Consider the following 25,381-nt stretch of genomic DNA (forward strand, 5'->3'; position numbering starts at 1 on the left):
CATTATCACCATTTACAACGAGCAGCGGCCACACAGTAGCTGCAACTACTTAACCCCTGCACAAGCGCATCATCAACATGGTAAAATGGCCATGAGATGGCAGCAAAAGGGTGCGTCACCTACAGGTGCCCAAGGCCGGTTATCCACAAATCCAGGTGGATTGTAAAAAGAAAAAAAGAAGCAAAAAAAGAAAAACTATAATAAGTAGTAGTAATAGGTTCTTTTTTTTAATCTTTGGAACTGTAAACTATTATACGGATTAACAACTACAGGTGTAAACCTTTATCCGGATTATCTAACAAGGGTGTAAACCTATTTTAGGACGTGACAGCATGAAGAAAACCTATCTTTTGCCTATCCTAACCCTATCTTTACCCTATCTCGACCCTATCCCAAGCCTATCTAAAGCCTATCTCGACCCTATCCTAAGCCTATCCCAGGCCTAGCTATATATTTATAAATCAACACCTTACCTGTTTTTTAGATAATTGTAGCTCTTGTAAATGCATATAATTCATTTACTTATAAAGGAATCCGGCATAATTCGGCACGTATACAGTAGTATGATAACTTATTGGGAGATTATTCCATGCTAAGGAGAGGGCGGCAAAGTGAGGTGTAAATGGGCGCATAACAATGTTTACAGCAGTAGTTATAGTGTAACCTTTAGAAGTTGATACGCTTTTACAATAAAAAAGAGGATGCCTGCTTGAGACACCCTCTAACTATTCATCGCAAAAATTATTCAGGTTTTAAACCGATCGCGTTGATGTAATTCTTCTGTACAACGTTGTTTTTAAACTTCATCGCCTCGATTAAATCTAACAAGATCTTCTTTGAAGCCGCTTGATCTGGACGAGCATCGCGGATTTCTTTGTAGGTTACGCGTTGTGCTTCCGAGAACTTCACAATGGTATCCCAAGCCGGTGGCGGTGTAATCGCTACGAAAGACGAACCATCCATTTTCTTATATGGCCAGAAAGTCCAACCAATGTTGTTCTCTTCCATTGTCTTCACGAAAGCAGCCATCCACTCGTCTTTACCATGACCAATTTCACCCATATACATCGGTAAGTTCACGCTATCGCGGAAGCGAATAAAATTGTTGATCGCTTTAGCAGTAGGTTCGCCGCCGTAACGGTGACAAGAATACATGATTTTCTTATCGAACTTCGAATCTTTGAAAGGCTTGAAGTTACCGTTCCATTGTGCGCCACCGAGGATAACGATGTGGTTGTTATCTACTTCACGGATAGCTTTTGTACCCAACTTGTAAATACCTTCCAACTTATCGTTCAACTCTTGCATGTTTTTGAAATACGGCGCGATAGGTTCGTTGAGCAATTCGTATGCCAGGATGGTAGGCTCGTTTTTGTAATATTTAGCAATCTTTCTCCATATATCGCAGAAAAGCTTTTGGCTAGCTTCGCTTTCGAACAACCATGGATAACCGTAACTATCGTCGATATTATCACCGGTTTGACCACCTGGGGCATCGTGCATATCGAGGATAAGGTATAAACCTTCCGCTTTACACCATTTCACAACAGAATCGATACGAGCAAAGCCATCTTGTTTGGCAGTAAGGCCCATATAATCTTCGTCGGTAAATAGTTTATAATGGAAAGGAAGACGTACGACGTTGCTACCTGTTTGCTTAATAAAGCGGATATCATCGCGGGTGATGTAATTGTCTTTCCAAAGTTTCCAGAATTCGTTGGTGAAATCGGGGCCTACCAATTGGCTAAGCATTTCGTTGATGAAACGGCCGGAATTGGTTTTGTTGAACTTAAGCATGTAACCTTCGGGATTGAGCCAGTTACCGAGGTTGGTTCCTTTGATGAAAAGCTTCTCGCCTTTCGGAGTTTTTAAATCGTGGCCGTCGATCTTTACGAATTGTGCATTCGATTGCAAAGACCCGACTAGCAAAGCCGTCAACGCGGTGAATAGGAATTTCTTCATGTGAAAATTTTGAAAGTTTTAGCGTGGAATAAAACTATGAAAGCATAAACCTACAACAAACAAAGATAACATGCAAGTTCCTACCCACTTGGGTTTCAAGGAATTTATAAGGGGTAACATATACACTATTACTCGAAGCGGAAGAGCTGCGAGGTATCGAAAGAGCCATCCATGGTACTGATTTTTTGTACGTTGGTAACTTTATGCCAAGGTGTTTTGCTAGTATTATTCATGAGGATTTGGATATCGACACTTGGCTTGTAGTTTTCGGCGAGCATGACCATCTTTTCGCCTTTCTTGTTTTTTACTACACGCATAACGATGGCGGCGCTGAGGCGGTCGCCTTTTTTGATGAAGACGTCGCCGACTTGGATATCGTCGACCGTTACATGGTTCATAGAGGCGCGTAGCGACTGTGCGTCACTAAAGGTGATCACATTATTAGTATATACCCGGAAAGACTCCATACTGCCGGAAGCCTCTTTCGTACGTTCTTTAGCGATTTTATTTTGTGGCAAAACAGTGTAGCGATCGCCTTTACGCCAGCCTACGTAATCCATCATGGTACCATCTACAGCATAAAAATGTATATCCTCGTAACGTTGGGCATTGTAGAGGTAATAAGCGCGTAAAAAAATGGGGGCTGCGGCATGGTGTTTTACGTCTTTCTTGCCGAGTGTAATGTCCAGTTTCCCGTAACTGCCTTCTTTCTTATCTATAATCAAAGTATAGCGGTAGAGCCAACCTGCAAAAGAGCGGCGATCTACAGGAACATCTGTAAACCCTGTAGGAGCCTCTACCTTTACTACTTGTGTGCGTTGTTGGGCTGTAACATTTACTTGCATGAATATAGAAATGACCATCAACAACCAAGAAAACTTTACCATAGCGCGTCGTTTAAATTATTGGAACCGCATTAAATGTTTTTGCAGGAACGTCCAACCAGGCGTAATAACCGTGCCAAACTCTTCGGCTTTGTACCAAGGTTGTTCAATGCCTCCTATTCGGTTGCGTACAACATGTATACTTTGCGCGGGTGTGTAACCTTGTGCTAACATGTATATCTTCTCCCCTCGCGGGTTTTGTGCCACGCTCATGACGATCATCGCATGCCCGGGGAAGCTGCCTTGAACGAATACATCGCCGGGTTGGATTTGTTGAATGTTAACCGGTTTTAGTTCCTTAGCGAGAGAATGGGTGCCGGCGTACATAAACACAAACCGCAAATACTTTTCAAAAGTTTCGCGGGTATCGGGGCGAGCGGCCACCTTCGTGGCTACTAATTTATTATGCTTTAATTGAAATGATTGTCCTTTTAACCAAGCCGTATACGCTATTAATGTTCCATCTGTAGCGTGGAATGCAATGCGTTCGACATCCTGCTTGTTGTACAAGTATTCTGCCCGTAACCTAATAACGGCATCGGCGCATTGTTGTAGGTCTTCTTTGCCTATTGGGATGTTTAGTACGGCGTATTGTGAAGCCTGGTCTTCTTTCTTTTCACCATTATAAAGATAAACGGTGCGATCCTTTTTTAATTGTACTTGTAGCAACCATTTGGCGAATGCATGATCGGCTAAACGGGTATATCCTTTAGGAATAGGAATGGCTTCAATGGTTGCATAATTAGGCGTAGGTGCTGCAATGGGTTCTTGGCAACCGTATAAACAGGCGAATAGTAAGAAAGTAAACAACATGGCGTATAACTTTCTTACTAAGATGCACAAAGGGTGTTTTTTCATAAATAGTTTAACCACCAAAATAGCGTGTAATCTTTTCAAATACAAACATTAACAACACTCCTTTTTTCCTTCATTAAAAAATAAACACGCTATTACCCTACTAACTTTGTAGATTAATAAAATTCCCATTATCTTTGCTTTGCCTAATAATCTACTGAATGTTTGCTTTTGCGCGGTAGAAGTAGCATGACCAACCTTATTCACGCTATCCTGGATGAAAAGATTTTAGTAGCCATAACCAGTTTATTCAAAAAAACTCAACCAACATGTCGACCAATCATTTGCGCTGCCCCATGCGGGCTTAATCTTCAAATTTCCGACTACATACTGTAGTTGAGCATTTTCGTTTATGCATTTCTCCTGTTTACGGGAGGTGAAATTGTATTGCCAATACGCATTGCAACGGCTATACTTTATACACCATTACCGGTAAGCGGGCTGGATTTCTATTGCCTTATAAAAAGAAAAAACATGGCCTATTTTTTACAGCAGGTGCAACGTGTCACTTTGCTAATTTGCTGCGTGGTGGGAACAAGCCTCACAATTTCCGCCCAAACAAAACCACTCATTAACTCGCATTTATCGGGGCGTGTTATGGATGCCCAAACCAAGGAACCATTGCCCGGTGCTGCCGTGCAAATTCAAGGTACTACACACGGTGTAATCACCGATCAACAAGGGAAATTCTCTTTCGTAACGGGGCAACCATTTCCCTATACATTAATTGTAACGTATACCGGGTATAAGAAACTAGAGATTGTAGCCAATAACCCAAACATCGACATTGCACTTGAAGTGCTGCAAAGTCAATTAAACGATGTAGTGGTAGTAGGTTATGGTACAAAGAAGAAAAGCGATCTCACGGGCGCCATTTCATCAGTGAACAACAACTTATTCAAACAACCCGTTAGCTCTATCGACCAAGCTTTAAAAGGCAGTGTACCCGGCGTGCAAGTAGTTCAAACCAGCGGGCAACCCGGTGGTGGTGTAAGTATTCGTGTACGAGGTGGGAGTTCTATACAAGGCGGCAACGAACCGTTGTACGTGATTGATGGGTTCCCCGTATATAATAGTACTACAAACGCCGGCACCACAAGCGGTACGCCTATTAATCCATTGGCTAGTATCAATCCTGCCGATATCGAAAATATCGACATTCTGAAGGATGCTTCTGCTACCGCCATTTACGGCTCTCGTGGTGCCAATGGTGTGGTGATTGTTACAACGAAGAAAGGTCGTGCCGATAGAAGCAATATTTCTTGGGAAAGCTCATACGGCGTGCAATCATTGCGGAAGAAAATTGATGTGTTGAATGCCCAAGAATTTGCGATACTGCGTAACGAAGTGTTATTCGATACCAATCCTGCGAAAGGTCCCAATCAATACTTAAGCAATGAAGAAGTAGCGAAACTAGGTAAGGGTACCGATTGGCAAGATGCAGCCTTCCGCAGTGGTAATATTCAGAATCACCAGCTTACGATTAGTGGGGGTAGTGCTAAAACGCGTTACCTCCTATCGGGTAATTATTTTACCCAAGAAGGCATTATTCGCCATACCGATTTCAACCGTATCAGTTTGCGGGCAAATATTGATGCACAGCCCTACGAGCGCTTGAAAATCAGCAGTAGCATTACGGCCAGCAAATCCGATGCAAACATCGCGCCTTCGGGTATAGTAAGCTCTTTACTATTAATGCCTCCTACTGCTACCATTTACGAACCCAATGGCTCGTATACCTTGCGAAATCCTTTTGAAAACATTTTTGCCAACCCCATAGCTACACTTAACGAGCAATTAAATAAGTCAACCACGAACCGGTTCTTCGGAACCGCGTTCGGGGAATTGAAGGTAATTGAAGGGTTACATGTGAAAGTTTTACTAGGTGCCGATGTAAATACCACCAACGAAAAGTTGTATATCCCTAGTACCATTTATGAAGGAACACAAACAGGTGGTGCTGCCGGTCGTGGTAACTACTCCAGCTATTCGTGGTTGAACGAAAATACGATCACATATAACAAAAATATCGGTCGACATGCTTTCGATGTACTCGGCGGTTTTACCCAGCAAGAGTTTAATAGCGATGTAGTGCGTACTGGTGCAGAGAAGTTCGTGACCGACCAACTAAAGTATAACAGTTTACAAAGTGGTGCCACTTTGGTGCGCCCTTTTTCCAATACTACTTCATGGGTGTTACATTCCTGGCTAGCGCGTGTGAACTATACCTACGATAATCGCTTGTATTTAACAGCTAGTATTCGTACCGACGGTTCATCCCGGTTCGGGAAAGGTAACAAATGGGGCTACTTCCCATCAGCAGCGGTATCGTGGAGAATTGGGAATGAAGATTTCTTCAAACGCTACAAACAAACCATTAGTGATTTAAAACTACGGGCCAGCTTTGGTGTAACGGGGAACCTAGAAATTGGTGAATACCAATCATTAGCCACCTTGTATAGTGTAACCTACATAATTGGAAATAAAATCCTCACCGGCTTCACCCCCAATCGCATTGCGAACGATCAACTAGGATGGGAAACCACCGATCAATACAATGCCGGTATTGACGTAGGTTTATGGAATAACCGCGTATTGGTTACCCTCGATGGTTATTACAAGAAAACCCGGAACCTCTTGCTGAATGTAGAATTACCATGGACCTCCGGCCAAGCTAGCTCCCTACAAAACTTTGGCTCGGTAGAAAACCGTGGTATAGAAATCGGTATCAACAGTAAGAATTTCGTAGGAGATTTTACTTGGTCGACCGACTTTAATTTCTCCTTAAACCGCAACAAAGTATTGTCGCTTGGTAACGGGGCTAAGCAATACATTACGGGCAACTACATTATTCAAGTAGGTCAACCTTTAGGTAGCTTCTACGGAACGGTTACAAATGGTATTCTTCAAACAGGCGAAGAGAAAGATAAAGGTGCTTTCACAGGTAATGCAGCTCCTAAACCCGGTGATCGATTATACAAAGACATTAACAAAGACGGCACTTTCACTACCGCCGCCGATCGCGCGATTATTGGGAATGCACAACCCAACTTCCTTGCCGGTATTCAAAACCATTTCTCTTATCATGGCGTGAGTTTGAGTGTATTTTTCCAAGGCTCATTCGGTAACAAAATATTAAATGGCAATAGGCAAAGTTTGGAACTGTTTACTGGTCAACAGAACGCTGCCGGTTCAGCACGCGACCGTTGGACTGCCACAAACCCTAGTCAAACCATTCCCCGCGCAAAGCTCGACCCTGCGCCTATTTTCAGTGATCGCTTTATTGAAGACGGCACCTTTGTTCGCTTGAAAAACATTGCACTCTCCTATGATATTTCGCGGAATTGGTTGCACAATATAGCAGGTATTCAAGTATATGTATCGGCACAAAACTTACTCACTTGGACGAAATACACAGGCTTCGACCCGGAAGTAACTTCGGGTAGTAACGTATCGCCCGGAACAGATGCCGGCATCTACCCTGTGGCTAAAACATTCAATGCAGGAATTAAAGTTTCCTTTTAACCGCTTAAAAACGTTACCATGAAAAAACTAGGCATTCTTTTCTTAATCATATGCATGGGCAGTATACAAGGCTGCTCTTCTTTAGACGAAAATCCGCAATCGGATATCGTTACCAACCAATTCTATCAAAACGAATCGCAAGCCGATGCCGCGGTAATAGCTGCTTATAGGAAGTTATACGAAACAGGACAATCGCTTTATAATAGCTTGTTCCAAATTGGCGTAGAAATGGCCACGGATGATTATGAAGCTGGACCTCGCGCCCGTAATGCCCATGTGCGTGCCATTTCAGGGCTAACACACGACGCTTCGAATGATAGAATGGAGCAACTTTGGAAACAATCCTACGATGCCATTAATACATCGAACATCGCGATCGAACGTATTGCTTTAATTGGTGAAACCCACATCAATGGCACGGTGCGCACACGCCTAATTAACGAAGCTAAGTTCTTACGTGCATTACACTATTTCAACTTGGTGCGATGGTTCGGTGATGTGCCTTTGGTATTGCATGAAGTAAACTCTTTAGAAGCGAATGGCTTGTATGTTGAAAAATCGCCCAGCAGTGAAGTGTACGCGCAAATCATTAAAGACCTACAAGATGCAGAAAACTTGCCTGCACCAGGTGCTTACAGTGCAGCTAATATTGGCCGTGCTACGAGCGGTTCTGCAAAGAGCTTATTAGCCAAAGTATACCTCACGCAACAAAACTGGACGCTGGCGGCTGCTAAATCCCGTGAAGTAATTGAAGCAAAATGGTATGACTTGTTTGAGAATTTCGCAGATGTGTATGCCGTGGGTAGAAAGAATGGGAAGGAACACATATTTTCTGCACAATTCTTAGGGAATGCGGGCTACCAAGGCAACAGTTTAGCCAGTAGATCGGCACCCAACGAAGTACCTGGTATTAATGGTGATTATGCCGATGCCATTCATAAGCAAGGTGGTTTGTATGAAAGCTTTAGTGAGAACGATACCCGTAAAGCCGTCACCTTTTCCACGAGCCTGGTAAGTCCAACCGATGGTAAAACGTACACCTTCGAACCTCACTTACACAAATATTACGATGAGTCTGTAGTCGGCAACCAAGGTCAATCCTCTAAAAACTTACCCATTATACGGTATGCCGAAGTACTACTCATTTATGCTGAAGCATTAAATGAAAGTAGCGGCGCACCCAGTACTGCCGCTTACGAGGCCATTGATAAGGTACGCGCACGTGCAGGTATTGCTTTGTTGAAAGACATTGCGCCCAATTTAGGCAAGGATGCCTTCCGGGATAGCGTGTTCCAAGAACGCAGGAAGGAATTGGTTTACGAATATCAACGTTGGTTCGACCTAGTACGCCGCGGACCAGATTATTATGTTAAAACCCTCAAAGCAGCCGGTAAAACATTGGCAGCACCCAAACATATTCGTTTCCCTACGCCACAACGCGAATTAAACCTCAACCCAAAATTGAAACAAGACCCATTATGGTTATAAAACGGCACATCAACATGAAAAACATCATCACCTTATTCACTTGTTTGCTGCTGGTACAGCTTGTATCAGCGCAAAAAAAGACCCAACAACCCAATATCATCTTAATAATGGTAGATGATATGGGATGGTCGGATATTGGTCCGTATGGATCTGAAATTAGCACACCCAACTTGGACCGCCTAGCGGCAGAAGGCTTGCGCTTACAAGAGTTTTACAATAATTCCATTTGCGCCCCTACACGTGCGTCGTTGCTAACCGGGCAATTTGCCCATAAAGCGGGCATTGGATACTTTAATGTAAACCTAGGCTTGCCCGCTTACCAAGGTTACTTAAACCGCGAATCGTTGACGCTAGCAGAAGTGCTGAAGGAAGCGGGTTACAGTACGTTAATGTCGGGTAAATGGCATGTGGGCGATGATAGCCTAAGTTGGCCTAATCAACGAGGATTCGACCAGTTCTTTGGGTTTATTGGTGGCGCTAGCAATTACTTTGACATTGCGCCTTACAAAGAGAAAGCACCGCCGGTTCAATTGGTAGAGAATAACCGGGCTATTAACCTGCAACCCGGTAAATATTTAACCGATGAAATTGCCGGGCACGCCGTACAGTTCTTAGAGGAACAAAACAAATCCAACAAGCCATTCTTTCTATACGTAGCATATAATGCACCACACTGGCCTTTACAAGCCCAACCAGCTGATATCGACAAGTATAAAGGTAAATACAGCATTGGATGGGATTCACTTCGCCAACAACGCATACAACGTTTACAAAAAATTGGACTCCTAGCTCCCAATGCTACCATCCCAAAAGATCCACAAGTACCAGCATGGGAAAGCCTCACGTACGACGAAAAGAAATACTGGGAAAAGAAAATGGAAGTTTATGCGGCTATGATCGACCGGATGGACCAAGGTATTGGTCAAATATTGAACAAACTAAAAGCATTGAAAAAAGATAAAAACACGCTGATTGTATTTATCTCTGATAATGGCGCACAAGGTGGCTTTATTCCGGCGGGTCGTAAACGCCCGCGTAGTAGCGGACCAATTGGCTCGGCCGGCTCATACGATTATGTAGAACAAAGTTGGGCGAATGTGTCAAACGCAGCTTTACGTTCTTACAAAGCCAGTGCATATGAAGGTGGTATTAGTTCTCCATTAATTGCTTGGTATCCTGGTAAAATTAAAGCCAATAGTATAGCGAAGGGTACGGCGCACTTGGTAGACCTCGCCCCTACTTTTTACGAACTGGCCGGGGCACAATATCCTCAACAATACCACCAAGTCGCCATTAACCCATTACCGGGCACCAGTTTAGCGAAGCTTTTCTTAGCACAACAAGAAATTAACCGGGCAAGCCCGCTATGTTGGGAACGTGCCGGAAACCGGGCAGTGCGTAGTGGTAAATGGAAATTGGTAAGTGCTTATCCTGCCAATGAATGGGAATTGTATGATATAGAAAATGACCGTGGCGAAACGAAAAACCTTGCACAGCAACAGCCGCAAGTAGTTGCCGAATTAAATGCAGTGTATGAAAAATGGGCGAAGCAAAATGATGTGATCGATTACGATAAAATCAAACCCACAGGTAATGCCGGGTTTGCAGGGCCTTTTAATGAGAATACACAAAATGCACGTCGTACTAACCAACGTTAAAACAAGCTTACATGAAAAAATTATTCTTCTCCATACTAGCCATTACAGTGGCTTTACAGGCAACAGCGCAAAAGCAACCGCCTAATATTATTTTAATCGTGGTAGACGATATGGGGTATTCAGATTTAGGTGCGTATGGTTCGGAAATAGCCACGCCTAACTTGGATCGTTTAGCAAAGGAAGGATTGCGGTTACGCGAATTCTATAATAACTCTATTTGCGCGCCTACCCGGGCTTCTTTGCTAACAGGGCAATACCAGCACAAGGCCGGCATTGGTTATTTTGATGTGAACCTCGGTTTGCCTGCTTACCAAGGGTATTTAAACCGTCAATCGTTAACACTGGCAGAAGTACTCCGCAATGCTGGATACAACACTTTGATGTCGGGTAAATGGCATGTTGGGAACGATTCGTTGGCATGGCCAAATCAACGTGGTTTCGAGCAGTTCTACGGGGTAATTGGTGGCGGAGCGAACTACTTTGATGCGAAACCGATGCCATTGGGTGGAAGAGACTACCCAGTTGTGCTTGTAGAAAATAACAAGCGTTTACGCCCGGCTGATAACTCTTACTACTTTACCGACGAAATTGGCAACCACGCATTGCAATACCTCGATGCACAAAGCAATTCCAATAAGCCATTCTTCCTCTACTTAGCCTTCAATGCACCGCACTGGCCATTACAAGCATTACCCGAAGACATTGCCAAGTACAAAGGTAAATACGATATCGGTTGGGATTCTTTACGGGCTAGCCGTTTGCAAAACCAAGCGAAACTGGGTATACTTCCTGCGAAGTATACCGTGGCTGAGCGTGACGAGGCAGTGCCTGCTTGGGATAATTTAACATACGATGAGAAAAAACTATGGGCAGCCAAAATGGAAGTATTTGCCGCGATGGTGGATAGAATGGATCAGAACGTTGGGAAGTTGTTGGATAAATTGAAAGCGTTGAAGAAAGATGATAATACCCTTATTGTGTTTATTTCCGATAATGGTGCGCCAGCGGAAGATGTAGCACATTTTGGACAGCGCGCAGGTCGGAATTCCGGGCCGGTAGGTACAGCAGGATCATTCGAAGCGCAAGGTAAAAATTGGTCGTACGTATCGAATGCACCCTTCCGCTCTTTCAAAAACTCGATGTACGAAGGTGGTATTAGTTCTCCTTTTATAGCTTGGTTGCCCGGTAAAATTCCAGCCGGTCAAATTGCAAAAGGAACAGCGCATTTGATCGACTTGGCACCTACCTTCTACGACTTAGCCCATGCCAATTACCCTGCCCAATTCCAAGGTGAAAAAACAAACGCATTACCTGGTAAAAGCCTCCTGCCCTTGTTACTCAACAATACCGCTATTCAACGCGAGCAACCCATTTTTTGGGAACGTGCAGGTAACCGCGCGGTACGACAAGGTAAATGGAAGTTGGTATCGATTTTCCCATCGTATAAATGGGAATTGTATGATATAGAGAATGATCGTGGTGAAACGAAAGACTTGGCCGGGCAAAATAGGCAATTGGTGAACGAGCTATCGGCAGCTTATTTCCAATGGGCGAAGGAAACCGGTGTAGTGGAATATGAAACGATTAAACCGGCAAATATTTTCGACCGGGGTAAACAAAACAATACGAAATAAAGGCCTGTTTTTTATTCATTATACATTGTGAGGAAAAGCCGTTTCTATTCTTAGAGACGGCTTCTTTTTTTATATTTTATTATCTTCATCCCTATGTTTTATATCAGTGAAGTAACGAAGTCGGCACCGGCGGTGTTTAAGTCGCCGCTACAGGAAAAGGTGTACGAAACATTAGCCAAATTCAATGTTCCATTTGAACGGGTGGATGTAGATGATGCTATTACAATGGAAGATTGCTTGGTGATTAATAAGCAGTTGAACATGAAAACAGTGAAAACATTGTTTCTCACCAATCGCCAGCAAACGGCGTTCTATTTGTTTGTTACAACGGCGGAGAAACCATTTGTTACAAAAGATTTCTCGGCAGCATTGGGTGTGCCAAGGGTATCCTTTGCGTCGGTAGAATTGTTGTATAGTATGCTGGGCACGCCTGTTGGTGCTACTACGATTTTTGGGTTACTGTTAGATACCGAACACGCGGTGCAAGTTATTATTGATGAGGAGGTGTTATTGGAAGAATGGTATGGCTGCAGCGATGGTACCACCACTTCTTACATGAAGATTCCGCGGGATTGGGTCATGAACGATTTCTTGGCTTACGTGGGGCATACGCCGAAGATGGTGAAGATATAAATGGATGATCGTTTAGTATAAGTAAAAATAGTCCCGTTTGTACGAACGGGACTGGGTAAAAAGTTGGCAAAGGTAATTTGCCTATAATGAAACAAGCTGAAGTAATGTTCTTGCCGTTATATTAGAACGTGTAGCTAACAGCGCCAACTAATGCAGAACCCGTGGCTACGTTCTCCTTCTTCAATTCTCCATCTACGAAGATTTGCACTTTTAAGTTACCGCTAGCATCGGGTGCTAAGGCTGTTACGTTCATGTTCACCATTAGTGTACCTGCCGGTGTAGTAACCTCTGGGCTTGTCCATGTGGCTGTATTTACATCCGAGTGGGAAGTAATTTTATCGTCGTAACCGTATACGATCGATTGGATTTTCGCATTTGTATTACCGATTGCTTTAAATACTACTTTATGAGAAGAAGATGCCGGTTTATCATCGTCTTTCGAGCAAGCAACGGTTAACATAACTAGGAGTGCAACAATTGGGAACAAAAGGTTTTTCAATGTTTTCATGATTTCTGTTTATAATGCCTACTCTTTAAAATCCACAGTTTTCGGCTTCCCTGTATAAGACATGTTTTTCCTTGGCTGGCAATTTTCATCTGCATGGGCCATTGGTAGGCACAAAATTACAGGCACAAAAAAGTCGTGGCAATCCCTATATCCCGTGAAAAATTTCTACTGGTTTCCCGGTATATTTATTTTTGGCAACGCTTTTGCTGAATTAGTGCATATTTTCGCCAAAGATGAAAAACCGAATATTGCTATGTATATGCAGCTTAGCAAGCGTGTTCTGTTCAGCCCAACAATCCCACGACGACAACACGTTGCAAGCGTTAGAGAAAAAATTGAAAGACGCCACTACGAACGAAACCACCATGCGCGCAAACTTTGCCTTATCCGACCATTGGCTGATGACGGATACGGTGAAGGCTTTGCAATACCTACAAGCGGGTGAAAAACTTGTTCCAAAGGGGCCGGTACTGCCCATGGCGATGGCACTCTACCACCGTTCCTTAACTTTTTCAAAAGACGATTTCGCGCTTCAACAAGCCAACTTTTTAAAGGTCGACAGCCTATTGCAACACGATCAACAACCGATGGCTTATTTGTACCGGGCGAAAGCTTGGTATGAATATGGTCGTATTGAACAAAAGAATGATGCACCCAAAAAGTTCGTAGATATCATTCTCAACAAAGCTATCCCCTTGGCGCAAAAAGCCGGCGACCCTACCCTTGTAGGTAAAGATTATCTTGCCGTTGCTATTGTATTCAAAAACACCAACGAGTTTGAGAAGGCACGTCTGTACACCCAGCAAGCCATCAATGCATTTAAAGCCCCTAGTGTAAATGAAGGAGAACTGCTGATTGGTTACCACACCATGGCCGAAATTGCCAGCTTATCGAATAACAACAAAGATGCTAGGCCTTACCTAGATTCTTCGCTAGCTATCTTGAAAAAATACCCCGGTAGCGAATACTACCTTAGTTACTATAATGCCGAAGGGATGTATTATACATTGGAATCGCGGTTCAAGGATGCCCTGCAAAGTTTATCGAAAGGAGTAGCACTGGCACAGAAACTACATTTGCGCTACGACGAACTTCGACTAGTGATGCAACAATTTTACGCCTACTACAATGATGGCAATTTTGGAAAAGCCCGTGAAACGGTAGAATACCTATTAGGCGAAGAAGCGATTGCTAAATACGCCATGAACCGCGTGCAATTGCTGTACGGCGCCGCTGCTACGTATAAAGCCATGAATAACTACAAAGCAGCTTTCTCGTACATGGAACAATATAGCGCCTTACGGGATAGCATGTCGCAAAGTAAGTTAACGAACGATGTGCATGCCTTGGAAATAAAATACCAAAACGCCGAAAAACAAAAAGAGATTGACGCACTAACGGCTAAATCGATCCAAGATTCATTGCAGGCGAAGAATGCTCGTTTATTAATGATTACATTGATTAGTGGCATTGTTGTATTGCTGGTGATTATGGGTTTACTGGTCATCATTTACCGCAATAAAAGAAAGCTCCACGCCCAAAAGGAATGGCAATTAAAACAACAACTCGACACCATTGCGCAACAACAACAAATCCAATTTAGTCAAGCCGTACTGCAAGGAGAAGAACAAGAACGGAAACGCCTCGCCCGCGATTTACACGATGGCTTAGGCGGTATGTTAGCCGGTGCGAAGATCAACCTTTCCACCCAAATAGCTGGTTGGCCTACCGATTCCCAGAAAACAGAGTTAGAGAAAATTACCCAGCAAATTGACGATAGCGTGCAAGAACTCCGCCGTATCGCGCATAATATGATGCCGGTAAGCTTATTGAAGTTTGGCTTACAAACAGCCATAAAAGACTTATCCGAATCGCTCATCAACGACGATATGCACATCGATTTCCAAGCACTGAACATCGCCGACAACCTGGGAGAAGAAGTACAGATACATATTTACCGCATCGTGCAAGAACTGCTTACCAATGCTGTTCGGCATGCCCAAGCCACGCATATTATTCTACAATGCAGCCAAGATGAAGACAGGTTCTACATCACGCAAGAAGACAATGGCATTGGCTTTTCGGAACAACAACTGGCGAAAGCCAAAGGCGCAGGATTTAACAATATTAAAAACCGTGTAGGACTTTTACGTGGCAGCATCGATATACAAGCTGCGCCAGGGGAAGGCACTACCATCAATATAGAACTACATGTTAACGGGTAATGTGAAACTGGCGATCGTAGATGATCACCCGATTGTACTAGAAGGCTTGCAACGATTAATTGCACATGTACCGGAAATAACCATGGTAGGCACCTTCACCGAAGGTGCTCCCCTACTCGATTATATACGTACCAACCAAGTAGATATCTTATTACTAGATATTTCATTACCCGGTGAAAACGGGATGGAGATTTGCAAGGAAGTAAAACGTATTTCACCCCAAACCCAAGTACTGGCTCTGAGTAACCATGCCGAACGCAGCATGATACTTCAAATGTTACAACATGGTGCCACTGGTTATTTACTAAAAAACATTGCCCCCGGTGAACTGGTGGCTTGTATTGCAGAAGCACAGCAAGGCTTACTTACTTTCAGCAAAGCAGCAAAAGAAATCATGGCCCGCCCCTCTTCCGTAGAATTGAAAGGCATTCCACAATTAACCAAGCGGGAAAAGGAGATATTACATTGGATTGCAGAAGGGCGAACCACACCACAAATAGCAGAACAATTGAATGTAAGCCCGCTCACTGTAGAAACGCATCGGCGGAACTTAATCCAAAAGTTTGCAGTACCTAATGTAGCAGCGTTAATTAAAGTGGCGGCGCAACAGGGGTTTATTTAATCATCCCCTTTCAGAAAACTATTTCTGCAACCTTGGAAGACTTTCTACGTATTGCTGTGCCAGCTTAATCCAATCTTCTTTAGGTGATAAAGTGATAGTGGGTGTAATAAATTTTTGCAAGATACCATTTTGCACGGTTGTATTAGTTTGCCGGGCCATATATATGTTTGCATAAGCGTCTTTACTAAGCAAGAATTGGCCATTTAAATTGTATTGTGCTAGTGGAATGGGTTTCGCTGCAATGATGGTAACGAGGTTACTTTGACGAATGACATCTAAAAACCTAGCAGTGAGATCATTTACTTCATTCACTAATATAACAACGTGTTTCAATTGTACAGGCGACTTAACCGGGTGATATACTTCTTTTGCATCTGCAGGTATCCACCAAGCGTTGTTGTTTGCTTTTGTAATGTAATTACCAGCGTCAGCAATGCCTTTATTCGTAAAACGCTGCTTGTACTTCGCTGCTTGCACGTAAGTACGTGTGGCTGGAGAGGCATATAAATCAGATCCATATTTCACGACATCATGATCTGCCATTACAGGTACAAGGTGCCATAAGCTTAGGCCGTAAGCGCTTTTGCGCATATCAAATATTAGGTTTTCGGCTTGCGAAATAGTTGACCACTGTTCTTTCATGAGATTGTCGAGCTTCGTGGTGCGATCGTATTCGATGAAGTTATAAGCGAAATAGACTGTTTTTGGTGAAAGTTGTTGTACAATAGCCGTATCTCCTTGGAAGTACTCTTTACCGGGCATTGCTTCGGCAAACGGTACTCCGTCGCGGGTTAATTGTAATATGAACTTACCGGGCTCTACCTTCCCATATACCCTTTGCTCGTGGAGAAATGCACTCAGTCCTTCAATATAACCATTCACAGTATCTTTCAATAACATCACAATACTGCCTGGCGCAACAGGGCGTTTGCTGCGAACAAAGTCTAACAACACCACGGCGTATTTACCAAATGGTGTAGGATGTTCTACAACAGCTAAATGATGTGACCCCATGTTGTAAATGCCTTCAATACTATTCGCATCTTTATCGCGGAGCGCTTGTAGTTGGGCAGTTGTTAACACCATTTCTCCTAGTACATCTACGGTAGCGGATTGACGGTTATATGCAACATTTCCATCGAAAAAGGTGGTCCATTTCTGCAAATAGTACGTACAATAAGGGTACTGCTGCACGTTTTTTATCATCGCTTCTGTAGCGCGGTTATGTTCTTCATAGGCTGCTTGCGTAGCAGGTGTTACATAATCGTGAAAACCCGCGAAGCTTTCTTCTACGCGGCTTTTCAGTTTCTTAAATTCTTGTTCACAATCACATTGTGCCCAAAGTACAGTGCTGCATAACTGTACACATACGATCAATAATAGTTTCTTCATATCTCATGATGAGTAGTTAATATACAAGGTATTTATAAGCGCTGATTGTATGATGCACCCTTTGGGGGATGCTTACTTTCCTTCTTCCAATAATATGGACGACACTGTGTAATATTGCACCATAAGTGCTCCAACGTGTAATTCCACTTGTACATACCCGCCAATGGTGGCTTCATCGTACACGATTTTCGTTACTTTGGCTGTACTTGCTTCCGTGATGGGACCACAAGCTTGGAAATGCACTTGGTAATCTGTTGTCTTCCCTTTTCGAATACTTTTATCGATCACTTTTGCATGACAAACAAATAGTGGCTTATAATCGTAGTGAACATTCATAAAGCAGATCAATCCCCATAATACACCGAGTAAACAAAGAAAAATCATTGGATATTCGATCAAACGTTGTTTGAGCGTAGGATTACTACGTTCTCGAGCAATGATGAACAAAGAACCTAAAAATACTAGGCCAATTAAACAATACTTCCAAAGTAAGTTATAAGAGAGGATTTCTGTTTTATCATAGGCAGACACTAAGAAAAGCAACATAGGAATTAAGAACATAAAAAAGATGGAAGGCACTTTTTGCTGTTCATTTAATTTATCAATTGTTACCAAGTACCTGAACGTATATAATAAGTAGCAAGCATATACGGGGCACAATGCGAGTAAGTATACTACAATCGGCCAATCATTTCGATATAATGCCACTAACCCTGCTAGGATCACCGTAACAATATTACCTGCTTTCACATATACACGTGCTTTTCGCAAGGAGGATGCAGCCTCATCACGTCCTTTTTTCTTTACCTCTTCTTCGAAACCTGCATTAGCTTCTTCGTTGTCCAAATCTGTGAAATGTGTGGCAGCGAAGTGTTTAATTTTTTCGAAGCCGGTAAGTGAGCCTGGGATGTCAATCTTCGTATTAGAAGAACTATTCGGCAAGAACGATAATGTAGTTTTCGTTGACTTATATCCTCGAATCGCATTGTAAGGCAAGTACTTAGTGCTACTTCTTCCTTCATAACCTTCCGTAATTCCGTAATCGTCGAACGTTATCACAATATCCAATAAGCGCATAGCATACACCAACACACCCGTAAACACAAAACCGCATACAACCAACGTTCCTTTCACCCATATATCCGTAGCAGCATATATAGAAACAACCGCTCCCCCGCACGATAACAATGCCATCACGCCAAAGAAAACCTTAATCGTTAACTTATATTTCTTGGTATTGGTAAAAGAGCCTCGTATTTTCATATGGTATACATCCAACCATATAACATGCCCTAACAGGAGTATGATAGTTTCGGTACAGGTCAAATGGCACCCTAAATATAGTTTTTCTCTTTTATATCTCCATATCCATTCACCACGATTTTATACCTACTACATCAACCTATATACCCAAGAGAAGGTAGCTTTTACGGTGTATACAAGGTAATTCCAACCAGTTGATTATACCCAACCCAGCTATCGATAAGGTAATAACAAGGTAACATGCACTAAATCACGATCTAACATTAGGGTAACATCGATGAATATACGATCTAACTACATGGATTTACATGAAAACTACATGGAATTTACATGGAACATACCTAGAAATTACATGGAACGTACTTTGAAACTACTGGGATGTTAGCTAGTTCATATAGGGAAGAAACGAAGTCATATAAGATAAGAGACGGGCAACGATATATGCCCAACCGGACACATTTGTGGGAATATACTTAACCGATAAAGGGAACATGGCACTACCTATTGGCAGCACATGGGTATAATGTACATTTATTTGCTGGATGGTAGCTATTGACTTATTAGTCCGTATTACCGGCAAAAGCAATGCCATCTACCTTCCCTTACATCCAATAAAAAGGCACCCCAAATGGGATGCCCTTTCCATTTTACTATATAAGACTAACACTAAAATTTGTAGGCTACGCTGGCGGTTACGGCGCTAGGTTTTTGAGGGTTTACCGACCAATAACCAATGTAATAAGTTGTATTGGCGATATTGTTCACATTCACCGTTACCCTGAACCTGTTATTGTTGAAGTACACGCTACCATTCAGTAAGGTATAACTTGGTAGCCTAAATACGCCTGTTACACTGTTATCGACTACTTTGTATTCGCTGGCATAGTTACCACCGAAACCAATACCGAAATAGCGTAATGGTCCGTTTGTAAATTTGTAGTTAGCCCATAGGTTCACTAAGTTACCTGGACCTTGGCCACCCGGGGCACGACCCGGTTCTGCATAGAAACCGCCATCTCCTTTTACCACGTAAATGTCGTTATAGGCGTAACCGGCAATAAGCGTTAAATTTCTTACTGGTTGTGCATTGAATTCGATTTCGAACCCTTTGCTGCGTACTTCGCCGCCTTGTACAACACTGTTCGGGTTGGCAGGGTCGGTCATTACCTTATTGCTTACGGTAATGTCGTACACAGAGAAAGTACCTTGTAATTTATCGTTGAACAAATTAGCCTTTACACCGCCTTCGTATTGGTTGGCGTGTTCGGGTTTCAAGGATTTGAAATAGCCATTGTTACCATCTTTATCTGTTACGAATGCGGGTGCTACGTTGAAGAAGGCATTCATGTAGTTGGCGAAGATGGATAATTTATTGAGGATTGGTTGGTATACCACCCCTATTTTGGGAGATAAGGCAAATTGATCGTAGTCCTTTGTTTTGAAGTAATCGCCCCGTAAGCTGAGCATTACATCCAAGTTTCGCGTGATATTTAGTACATCTGAGAAATAAACGCTGTAATATGAATTCTTAGTAGCACTGATATTGCGATCGCCCGGCGCTAATAATGAATCGATTGCTGCACGGGTTAAGTTAAGTTTCGGTAGCGGCGCACCGGTGCTTGGGTCTTGTGTAGCTACTTGGCCTTGTGGGTTTACATAGCGACCGCTTGCCCAGCCTGAACTGTTTTCATCGGCTTTTCGTTGGTAAAAATCTATCCCTACCAATAACCTGTTTCTTACACCAGCGATTTTAAAGTCGCCTGTAAAGTTTTGTTGCACGTCGAAGGTATTCACCGTTTGGCCTTCATCGTGGAAATATTGGTTAAACCATTGATCACCTGGTTCATCATCCCAAATATAGGAATAGATACCAGCAGATTTGGTACGACCTTTCGAAATAACCGTTTGCGAATTCCATTGGCTAGATAGTTTATATAACATTTGACCTTGGATATTGAGGCGCGGGTTTTTGATGGTTAAATCGTTACTGGTGAAAGAAGCCTTATTGTTGAGGTTTAATTCCTTTACGGTTTTCCATTGTAAGGGAGTAGCCCTATCGCTATGGAAAAATACGGGTGGTACCGCACGTTCTTCTTGCAAGATTTCAGCAATTAGGCTAAAAGATAAGCGGTTGTTTGCTTTATACGAGAATGAAGGTGCGATGAAGAATGATTCTTTTTTACCGGCATCTTGGAAAGAGCCTTCGCGGTGATAAGCTGCATTAACACGCATCGCCAACTTATCGTTCTTATCGAGCGGGGTATTGATATCGGCTGTAATGCGGTGTAAGCCGAAGCTGCCAAGATTATAAGCTACTTCGCCACCGAAAGTGTTGTATGGCTTTTTGGTGATGGTATTGATGATACCGCCGTAACCATAGAAACTACCGCCAAACAAGGTACCAGATGGACCTTTAATAACCTCGATAGATTCGATACTAGCGGGATCGAGTGTACCATTGGTAATACCCGGTAAGCCGTTATACAAAGTGGGTTGTGCTTCAAATCCACGGAGGGCAAAATAAGCTGCACCATCGCCACCACGACCAGTCGACTCCCAAGTACGGGAAATACCGGGTACATTGCGCAAAGCATCGTCGAAGTTCGTGATGTTCTGTTGCTTCATGGTTTCGAGTGTAACCACTTGGTATACTTGCGGGTTCTCCAAGTTCGTTAACGGTAGCTTAGCCACTGTTTTGGTTTCCATGTTAGCATTACGACCATTCACGGTTACTTCGTTTAGCTGGGCCGTATTTTCCTTTAATTGGAAATCGACTTGCAGGGTTTGCCCGGCAACGACTGTAATATCCTTTTCCTGTGCTGTTGATACGAGGTTTGTTACTTTGATCTTATATGAACCGGGCTTTACGTTTTTAATGGTAAAGTCGCCTTTATCGTTTGTAATATCGCCCAACATGGTTTTATCGATACGTACGGTTACAAAGGGGGCCGGTTGGCCGTCGCTCGTAAGAATTTTACCGCGAACAACGGCATTAGATTGGGCAAACGAGATGGTAACTGTACAAATGCATACAATTAACAAAGAAAGTTGCTTTAGCATGTGGGAACCTAATTTGGTTGATGAAGAATTAGACTGCAAAGTTCCTGCACTGGGCAACGGTATGTTATTCGAATCGGGAAAACTTATATGCGAACCCGGAAAATATTGGGGTATTCAAAGTTTATGGCCAGGATTGGCGTAGCAATTGCTCCGCCTTGGGAGAGGTGAAATAGACTTGTATTTCGTTTTGTTGCATGGCTTTGAAGAAGTCGGTTTCCGTTTGCCATGCGGGATGTTTGGGGGGATGGAGTATCCATTCGGTATGGTTGCCGGGGGTAATTTTCAATACGGAGATGTAGGTATTGATTTCATGGGATTTGTGATAGCGAGCTACGTATTGTTGGATGGTAGTTTCTATCACCCTTGCCATGGTAGCACAATCTACTGTAGGATTATATGGAAACCCAGATAGGTCATCTTCACAAATAAAGCCCTCGTTTTTAACCGTATCGATCCGCCCTTTTTCTAGGATGCCGATAATAGGTGTTGTTCCTTCATATTGGGCGAACAGCAATTTATTGCGTTGAGTAACGAGGCGATAGGCGCTTTTATCGGTTTGACGGAGGAATTTATAGAAACCTAGGATGGTGGAAAGCAAGGAGGTATCGGCTTGTTGTGGTTGCTGGGAGAAAAGGTGGTAATAGAAGTATGGGTATTTGTCGTTCAATAAGTAAGCACCCGAAGAGGAAATAATAAACCCCGGCATGTCGTACACCTTTTGTACAGTATCGTAATATGCCAAGATATTACCCCGGCGATCGTTAATAGCGATACGTGTATCTGTTCCGATAACAATACCATCGGAACAAATGGCGGCGATTTGGTAGCTGCCATGCTGAAACGTAGGCTGCGTATGATTATTAGCAGCGTATAATAAGAGTTGCAGGGTAACGATGATATTCCACATATGCCAAGTGTACAGGTACCCCTGTGCAAAAACCGTGCAATGCTTTTGGGCTGTTAAGGTAGCCTGGAACTTAAAATTGGCTTAAAAAGCTGGGTGGTGCAGGAATATTTAAGGGTATTTAACTAAAATCTTTCTAAAGAATTATATAGATTTAAGCCTAAATATTCAGCAAATGTTATCGAGAAGAGATTTTTTAACGAGTGGCGGTATTTTGGCTGCCGCTGCCATCGCTGCACCTAGCTTCGCTTTTGCTAAAGGCAAGAAGAAAGTTGGGTTGCAATTATATTCATTGAGAGACTCCTTGCCGAAAGATGTACCAGGTGTAATTGCACAGGTAGCAAAGGCGGGTTTCCAAGAAGTTGAAACGTATGGTTTCTCTATCCAGGGTCAATTCTGGGGACAAACGCCTAAACAATTCAAAGCGTTATTGAAACAACACGGTTTAACAGCACCAAGCGGTCACTACGGATTGGGCAGCTTCTTGCACGACGGTAAAACCGACGAGTTAAAAGCAGCGATTGAAGCGGCGAATGTATTGGGAGCCGAGTATGTAACCATTCCTTGGTTAGAAGAAGGTCAACGTAAGAGCCTCGACGATTACAAACGCATTGCTGAGAAGATCAACATTGCGGCAAAAGCATGTAAAGAGGGCGGAATCCGCGTGGCTTATCACAACCACGATTTCGAATTCAAAAAATACGGCGAGCAAACAGGGTATGATATTTTGTTGGCAGATACCGACAAAAGCTTGGTTGACTTTGAATTGGACTTGTACTGGGTAGTACGTTCCGGTAATGATCCAATTGAATTGTTCAAAAAGCATCCGAAGCGTTTCACCATGTGGCACGTAAAGGATATGGACAAGCAAAACCATGCGTTGAATGCAACGGTAGGTACCGGTGCAATTGACTTTAAGCCGATTTTTGCGCAAGCGAGCTTATCGGGTATGAAACATTTCTTCGTTGAACACGAAACAAACTACATTCCAACACCGATTGGTACATTAACTGCCAGCTGTGCATTCATCAAGAAAAACTTGGTTAAATAGTACAGGGGTTCGTTCCACTTGAAATTTATACAAACAACATTGAAGCAACGATTTATAAAAATCGTTGCTTTTTTTATGGAAATCAATTATTCCGCTGCATCATAGGTAAAAAATACCGATGTCTTCACCTATATCTCTATCTATACCCACAGCATGTGACCAGGATACAGCCAATATGAAGATAGTGCCTGGTGGGAGATATTGCGATAGCTGTGCACATACAGTGCACGATTTCACAGGGTTCAGTGACGCGGCGCTCCACTCTTTTTTAAAAGATAGAAAAGGAAAAATTTGCGGTATATTTACGTACGACCAGTTAGATAATGCGTTACATACCCCGCCCCGGCAGCAAAGTGTACCAGTTTGGATGATAGTGGGCGTATTAACGACAGGCACGATTATCAATACACAACCTATACCCTTTCAACCAACCACCCATTATACACAATATGCTTTCCAGGCTGATAGTATTCCCGTATTAGATACGACCGTAGCGCAACCGAAAACAATCTGTGAGATTGTAGGAACCGGTCCTAAAAAAGCATATAGCATAACAGGAGAGGTATTGGTAGTAAAACATACAAAAACCAAAAAGGGGTTCTGGCAAAGAATCTTCCGTTAAAACCAACCAAGATGCCACTTAAAATTTTCATTCTCTCCTGCTTACTTATTACGTTGATGAGCGGTTTACAAACATCCGCCCAAAGCAAAACAGATTCAAGTAAATACGATTCCCACATCAAAACCGTTCAACTCGATACTTTGCAGGTATTAGCTGGGCGATCACGTATTATTACATCTTACGTTTGTGTGACGGGTGGCTCGTATTATGTGGGTACTCCATTAAAAAAACGTAAACTGAATGCTTGGCAAAGGTTCTGGCAAAAGATTTTCCCACAGAAAAAAAGTGAGCAGGTGTAAAAAGCAATGCAACCGCCTAGTATCTACCCAATAATTAGTACATTGCAACGCTAGCCAAATTAAGGAAACATGCAGAGAATGAATGTACTAGACAACCCAATTTTCCACGCCCTTCAAACCACGCAACATCATTTTAGTGAAGGCAATGAACAAGTATTAAAATTCAAATCTTCCATCCTTCCATTTGCAGGTGCTAATACCAACGATGGACAGGCATTAACAGCCCTCCTACCCTTTATGGAGAACGGGGAAACATTGTTTATCAAAGACCAGTTTGATCAAATTCCAAGCGAATTTCAAGTAATGGGTATCGTGAATTGTTGGCAGATGGTTTATACTCCGGGAAACATCCAAGTACCTATCACTGCTGACGTGGCGGCCTTGACAGGGGAAGATGCAGCATCATTATTTCAACTTGTAGATACCGTGCAACCGGGATTTTTTAAACCGGGTACTAGTAGCATTGGTCAATACTTTGGTATACGCAGCGAGGGGCAGTTAGTAGCCGTGGCGGGTGAGCGATTTCGCATGCCGGGATTTACGGAACTGAGTGCCATTTGTACTTTGCCAACGCATACTGGGAAAGGATATGCGCAACAACTAATACAAGTGTTATGCGAACATAACTTGGCGAATGGTCAGCAAGTACTGTTGCACGTAGTGGATTCTAACGAGCGTGCTATTAAGGTGTATGAGAAAATGGGATTTGCGAAGCGGATGGATTTGCCTTTGTTAAAGTTGAAGAAAGTTAGCGATAAGTTATCTTGATAGGTATTGATAGCTAGAAACTTTCCTT

At 42.9% G+C, this 25,381-nt stretch carries 19 protein-coding genes; 11 read left to right on the plus strand and 8 right to left on the minus strand.

Going from position 1 to position 25,381, the window contains the following annotated elements:
• Positions 1 to 741: 741 nt before the first annotated feature.
• From LX64_RS04050 to LX64_RS04060, 3 genes are all read right to left on the minus strand, one after another.
• Positions 742 to 1,962 carry a glycoside hydrolase family 5 protein gene (locus LX64_RS04050; RefSeq protein ID WP_111596352.1) on the minus strand — a complete coding sequence of 407 codons (1,221 nt, stop codon included), beginning with the start codon at positions 1,960 to 1,962 and terminating at the stop codon, positions 742 to 744.
• Positions 1,963 to 2,090: 128 nt separating this feature from the next.
• Positions 2,091 to 2,849: a DUF4846 domain-containing protein gene (locus LX64_RS04055; RefSeq protein WP_111596353.1), complete on the minus strand. Its 759-nt coding sequence runs from the start codon at positions 2,847 to 2,849 to the stop codon at positions 2,091 to 2,093.
• 15 nt (positions 2,850 to 2,864) lie between these two features.
• Complete coding sequence (locus LX64_RS04060) at positions 2,865 to 3,704, minus strand: DUF4846 domain-containing protein (protein WP_148707185.1); 840 nt, start codon at positions 3,702 to 3,704, stop codon at positions 2,865 to 2,867.
• A 471-nt stretch (positions 3,705 to 4,175) separates the two neighbouring features.
• Here LX64_RS04060 and LX64_RS04065 point away from each other — a divergent pair, with 471 nt between their 5' ends.
• The 5 genes from LX64_RS04065 to LX64_RS04085 all read left to right on the plus strand — a co-directional run bounded on the left by LX64_RS04065 (position 4,176) and on the right by LX64_RS04085 (position 12,639).
• Entirely contained in the window at positions 4,176 to 7,226 is a 3,051-nt protein-coding gene (locus tag LX64_RS04065; protein ID WP_111596355.1) for a SusC/RagA family TonB-linked outer membrane protein, read from the plus strand.
• Between the two features lie 18 nt (positions 7,227 to 7,244).
• Complete coding sequence (locus LX64_RS04070) at positions 7,245 to 8,714, plus strand: RagB/SusD family nutrient uptake outer membrane protein (RefSeq protein ID WP_111596356.1); 1,470 nt, start codon at positions 7,245 to 7,247, stop codon at positions 8,712 to 8,714.
• Positions 8,715 to 8,728: 14 nt separating this feature from the next.
• The gene (locus LX64_RS04075; RefSeq protein ID WP_111597023.1) at positions 8,729 to 10,372 is read left to right on the plus strand and encodes an arylsulfatase; all 1,644 of its coding nucleotides are present in this window, start codon (positions 8,729 to 8,731) and stop codon (positions 10,370 to 10,372) included.
• Between the two features lie 11 nt (positions 10,373 to 10,383).
• Positions 10,384 to 12,006, plus strand: coding sequence for an arylsulfatase (locus LX64_RS04080; protein ID WP_111596357.1), 1,623 nt, complete (start codon positions 10,384 to 10,386; stop codon positions 12,004 to 12,006).
• 93 nt (positions 12,007 to 12,099) lie between these two features.
• The gene (locus LX64_RS04085) at positions 12,100 to 12,639 is read left to right on the plus strand and encodes a prolyl-tRNA synthetase associated domain-containing protein (RefSeq protein WP_111596358.1); all 540 of its coding nucleotides are present in this window, start codon (positions 12,100 to 12,102) and stop codon (positions 12,637 to 12,639) included.
• A 121-nt stretch (positions 12,640 to 12,760) separates the two neighbouring features.
• Here the strand turns inward: LX64_RS04085 and LX64_RS04090 are convergent, their stop codons facing one another.
• Positions 12,761 to 13,147 carry a hypothetical protein gene (locus tag LX64_RS04090; RefSeq protein WP_111596359.1) on the minus strand — a complete coding sequence of 129 codons (387 nt, stop codon included), beginning with the start codon at positions 13,145 to 13,147 and terminating at the stop codon, positions 12,761 to 12,763.
• Between the two features lie 233 nt (positions 13,148 to 13,380).
• Here LX64_RS04090 and LX64_RS04095 point away from each other — a divergent pair, with 233 nt between their 5' ends.
• On the plus strand, positions 13,381 to 15,372 hold the full coding sequence (locus tag LX64_RS04095; protein WP_111596360.1) for an ATP-binding protein: 1,992 nt from the start codon (positions 13,381 to 13,383) through the stop codon (positions 15,370 to 15,372).
• On the plus strand, positions 15,359 to 15,994 hold the full coding sequence (locus LX64_RS04100) for a response regulator (RefSeq protein ID WP_111596361.1): 636 nt from the start codon (positions 15,359 to 15,361) through the stop codon (positions 15,992 to 15,994). Before LX64_RS04095 ends, LX64_RS04100 begins: the two co-directional genes overlap by 14 nt.
• 18 nt (positions 15,995 to 16,012) lie before the next feature.
• Here LX64_RS04100 and LX64_RS04105 read toward each other — a convergent pair whose 3' ends face one another.
• The 4 genes from LX64_RS04105 to LX64_RS04120 form a co-directional block, all read right to left on the minus strand.
• Entirely contained in the window at positions 16,013 to 17,386 is a 1,374-nt protein-coding gene (locus LX64_RS04105; protein ID WP_111596362.1) for a hypothetical protein, read from the minus strand.
• Between the two features lie 72 nt (positions 17,387 to 17,458).
• Positions 17,459 to 18,649, minus strand: coding sequence for a hypothetical protein (locus tag LX64_RS04110; RefSeq protein ID WP_111596363.1), 1,191 nt, complete (start codon positions 18,647 to 18,649; stop codon positions 17,459 to 17,461).
• Between the two features lie 666 nt (positions 18,650 to 19,315).
• Positions 19,316 to 21,709 carry a TonB-dependent receptor gene (locus LX64_RS04115; RefSeq protein WP_111596364.1) on the minus strand — a complete coding sequence of 798 codons (2,394 nt, stop codon included), beginning with the start codon at positions 21,707 to 21,709 and terminating at the stop codon, positions 19,316 to 19,318.
• Between the two features lie 121 nt (positions 21,710 to 21,830).
• The gene (locus LX64_RS04120; RefSeq protein WP_111596365.1) at positions 21,831 to 22,616 is read right to left on the minus strand and encodes a hypothetical protein; all 786 of its coding nucleotides are present in this window, start codon (positions 22,614 to 22,616) and stop codon (positions 21,831 to 21,833) included.
• 172 nt (positions 22,617 to 22,788) lie between these two features.
• Here LX64_RS04120 and LX64_RS04125 point away from each other — a divergent pair, with 172 nt between their 5' ends.
• The 4 genes from LX64_RS04125 to LX64_RS04140 all read left to right on the plus strand — a co-directional run bounded on the left by LX64_RS04125 (position 22,789) and on the right by LX64_RS04140 (position 25,353).
• Positions 22,789 to 23,664 carry a sugar phosphate isomerase/epimerase family protein gene (locus LX64_RS04125; protein WP_111596366.1) on the plus strand — a complete coding sequence of 292 codons (876 nt, stop codon included), beginning with the start codon at positions 22,789 to 22,791 and terminating at the stop codon, positions 23,662 to 23,664.
• 175 nt (positions 23,665 to 23,839) lie between these two features.
• Positions 23,840 to 24,286: a hypothetical protein gene (locus LX64_RS04130; protein WP_148707186.1), complete on the plus strand. Its 447-nt coding sequence runs from the start codon at positions 23,840 to 23,842 to the stop codon at positions 24,284 to 24,286.
• A gap of 11 nt (positions 24,287 to 24,297) precedes the next feature.
• Positions 24,298 to 24,585 (plus strand): hypothetical protein, encoded by a 288-nt coding sequence (locus LX64_RS04135; protein ID WP_148707187.1) that lies wholly within the window; start codon positions 24,298 to 24,300, stop codon positions 24,583 to 24,585.
• 69 nt (positions 24,586 to 24,654) lie between these two features.
• On the plus strand, positions 24,655 to 25,353 hold the full coding sequence (locus LX64_RS04140) for a GNAT family N-acetyltransferase (protein ID WP_111596369.1): 699 nt from the start codon (positions 24,655 to 24,657) through the stop codon (positions 25,351 to 25,353).
• The last annotated feature ends 28 nt before the right edge of the window (positions 25,354 to 25,381 follow it).

This window comes from Chitinophaga skermanii, from assembly GCF_003259335.1.
GTDB classification, from domain to species: Bacteria; Bacteroidota; Bacteroidia; order Chitinophagales; family Chitinophagaceae; genus Chitinophaga; species Chitinophaga skermanii.

What these genes read in the sequence shown, in the direction of transcription:
- LX64_RS04050 (WP_111596352.1), bottom strand. Translation starts at nt 1,962, where the DNA reads ATGAAGAAATTCCTATTCACCGCGTTGACGGCTTTGCTAGTCGGGTCT.
- LX64_RS04055 (WP_111596353.1), bottom strand. Translation starts at nt 2,849, where the DNA reads ATGGTAAAGTTTTCTTGGTTGTTGATGGTCATTTCTATATTCATGCAA.
- LX64_RS04060 (WP_148707185.1), bottom strand. Translation starts at nt 3,704, where the DNA reads ATGAAAAAACACCCTTTGTGCATCTTAGTAAGAAAGTTATACGCCATG.
- LX64_RS04065 (WP_111596355.1), top strand. Translation starts at nt 4,176, where the DNA reads ATGGCCTATTTTTTACAGCAGGTGCAACGTGTCACTTTGCTAATTTGC.
- LX64_RS04070 (WP_111596356.1), top strand. Translation starts at nt 7,245, where the DNA reads ATGAAAAAACTAGGCATTCTTTTCTTAATCATATGCATGGGCAGTATA.
- LX64_RS04075 (WP_111597023.1), top strand. Translation starts at nt 8,729, where the DNA reads ATGAAAAACATCATCACCTTATTCACTTGTTTGCTGCTGGTACAGCTT.
- LX64_RS04080 (WP_111596357.1), top strand. Translation starts at nt 10,384, where the DNA reads ATGAAAAAATTATTCTTCTCCATACTAGCCATTACAGTGGCTTTACAG.
- LX64_RS04085 (WP_111596358.1), top strand. Translation starts at nt 12,100, where the DNA reads ATGTTTTATATCAGTGAAGTAACGAAGTCGGCACCGGCGGTGTTTAAG.
- LX64_RS04090 (WP_111596359.1), bottom strand. Translation starts at nt 13,147, where the DNA reads ATGAAAACATTGAAAAACCTTTTGTTCCCAATTGTTGCACTCCTAGTT.
- LX64_RS04095 (WP_111596360.1), top strand. Translation starts at nt 13,381, where the DNA reads ATGAAAAACCGAATATTGCTATGTATATGCAGCTTAGCAAGCGTGTTC.
- LX64_RS04100 (WP_111596361.1), top strand. Translation starts at nt 15,359, where the DNA reads ATGTTAACGGGTAATGTGAAACTGGCGATCGTAGATGATCACCCGATT.
- LX64_RS04105 (WP_111596362.1), bottom strand. Translation starts at nt 17,386, where the DNA reads ATGAAGAAACTATTATTGATCGTATGTGTACAGTTATGCAGCACTGTA.
- LX64_RS04110 (WP_111596363.1), bottom strand. Translation starts at nt 18,649, where the DNA reads ATGAAAATACGAGGCTCTTTTACCAATACCAAGAAATATAAGTTAACG.
- LX64_RS04115 (WP_111596364.1), bottom strand. Translation starts at nt 21,709, where the DNA reads ATGCTAAAGCAACTTTCTTTGTTAATTGTATGCATTTGTACAGTTACC.
- LX64_RS04120 (WP_111596365.1), bottom strand. Translation starts at nt 22,616, where the DNA reads ATGTGGAATATCATCGTTACCCTGCAACTCTTATTATACGCTGCTAAT.
- LX64_RS04125 (WP_111596366.1), top strand. Translation starts at nt 22,789, where the DNA reads ATGTTATCGAGAAGAGATTTTTTAACGAGTGGCGGTATTTTGGCTGCC.
- LX64_RS04130 (WP_148707186.1), top strand. Translation starts at nt 23,840, where the DNA reads ATGAAGATAGTGCCTGGTGGGAGATATTGCGATAGCTGTGCACATACA.
- LX64_RS04135 (WP_148707187.1), top strand. Translation starts at nt 24,298, where the DNA reads ATGCCACTTAAAATTTTCATTCTCTCCTGCTTACTTATTACGTTGATG.
- LX64_RS04140 (WP_111596369.1), top strand. Translation starts at nt 24,655, where the DNA reads ATGCAGAGAATGAATGTACTAGACAACCCAATTTTCCACGCCCTTCAA.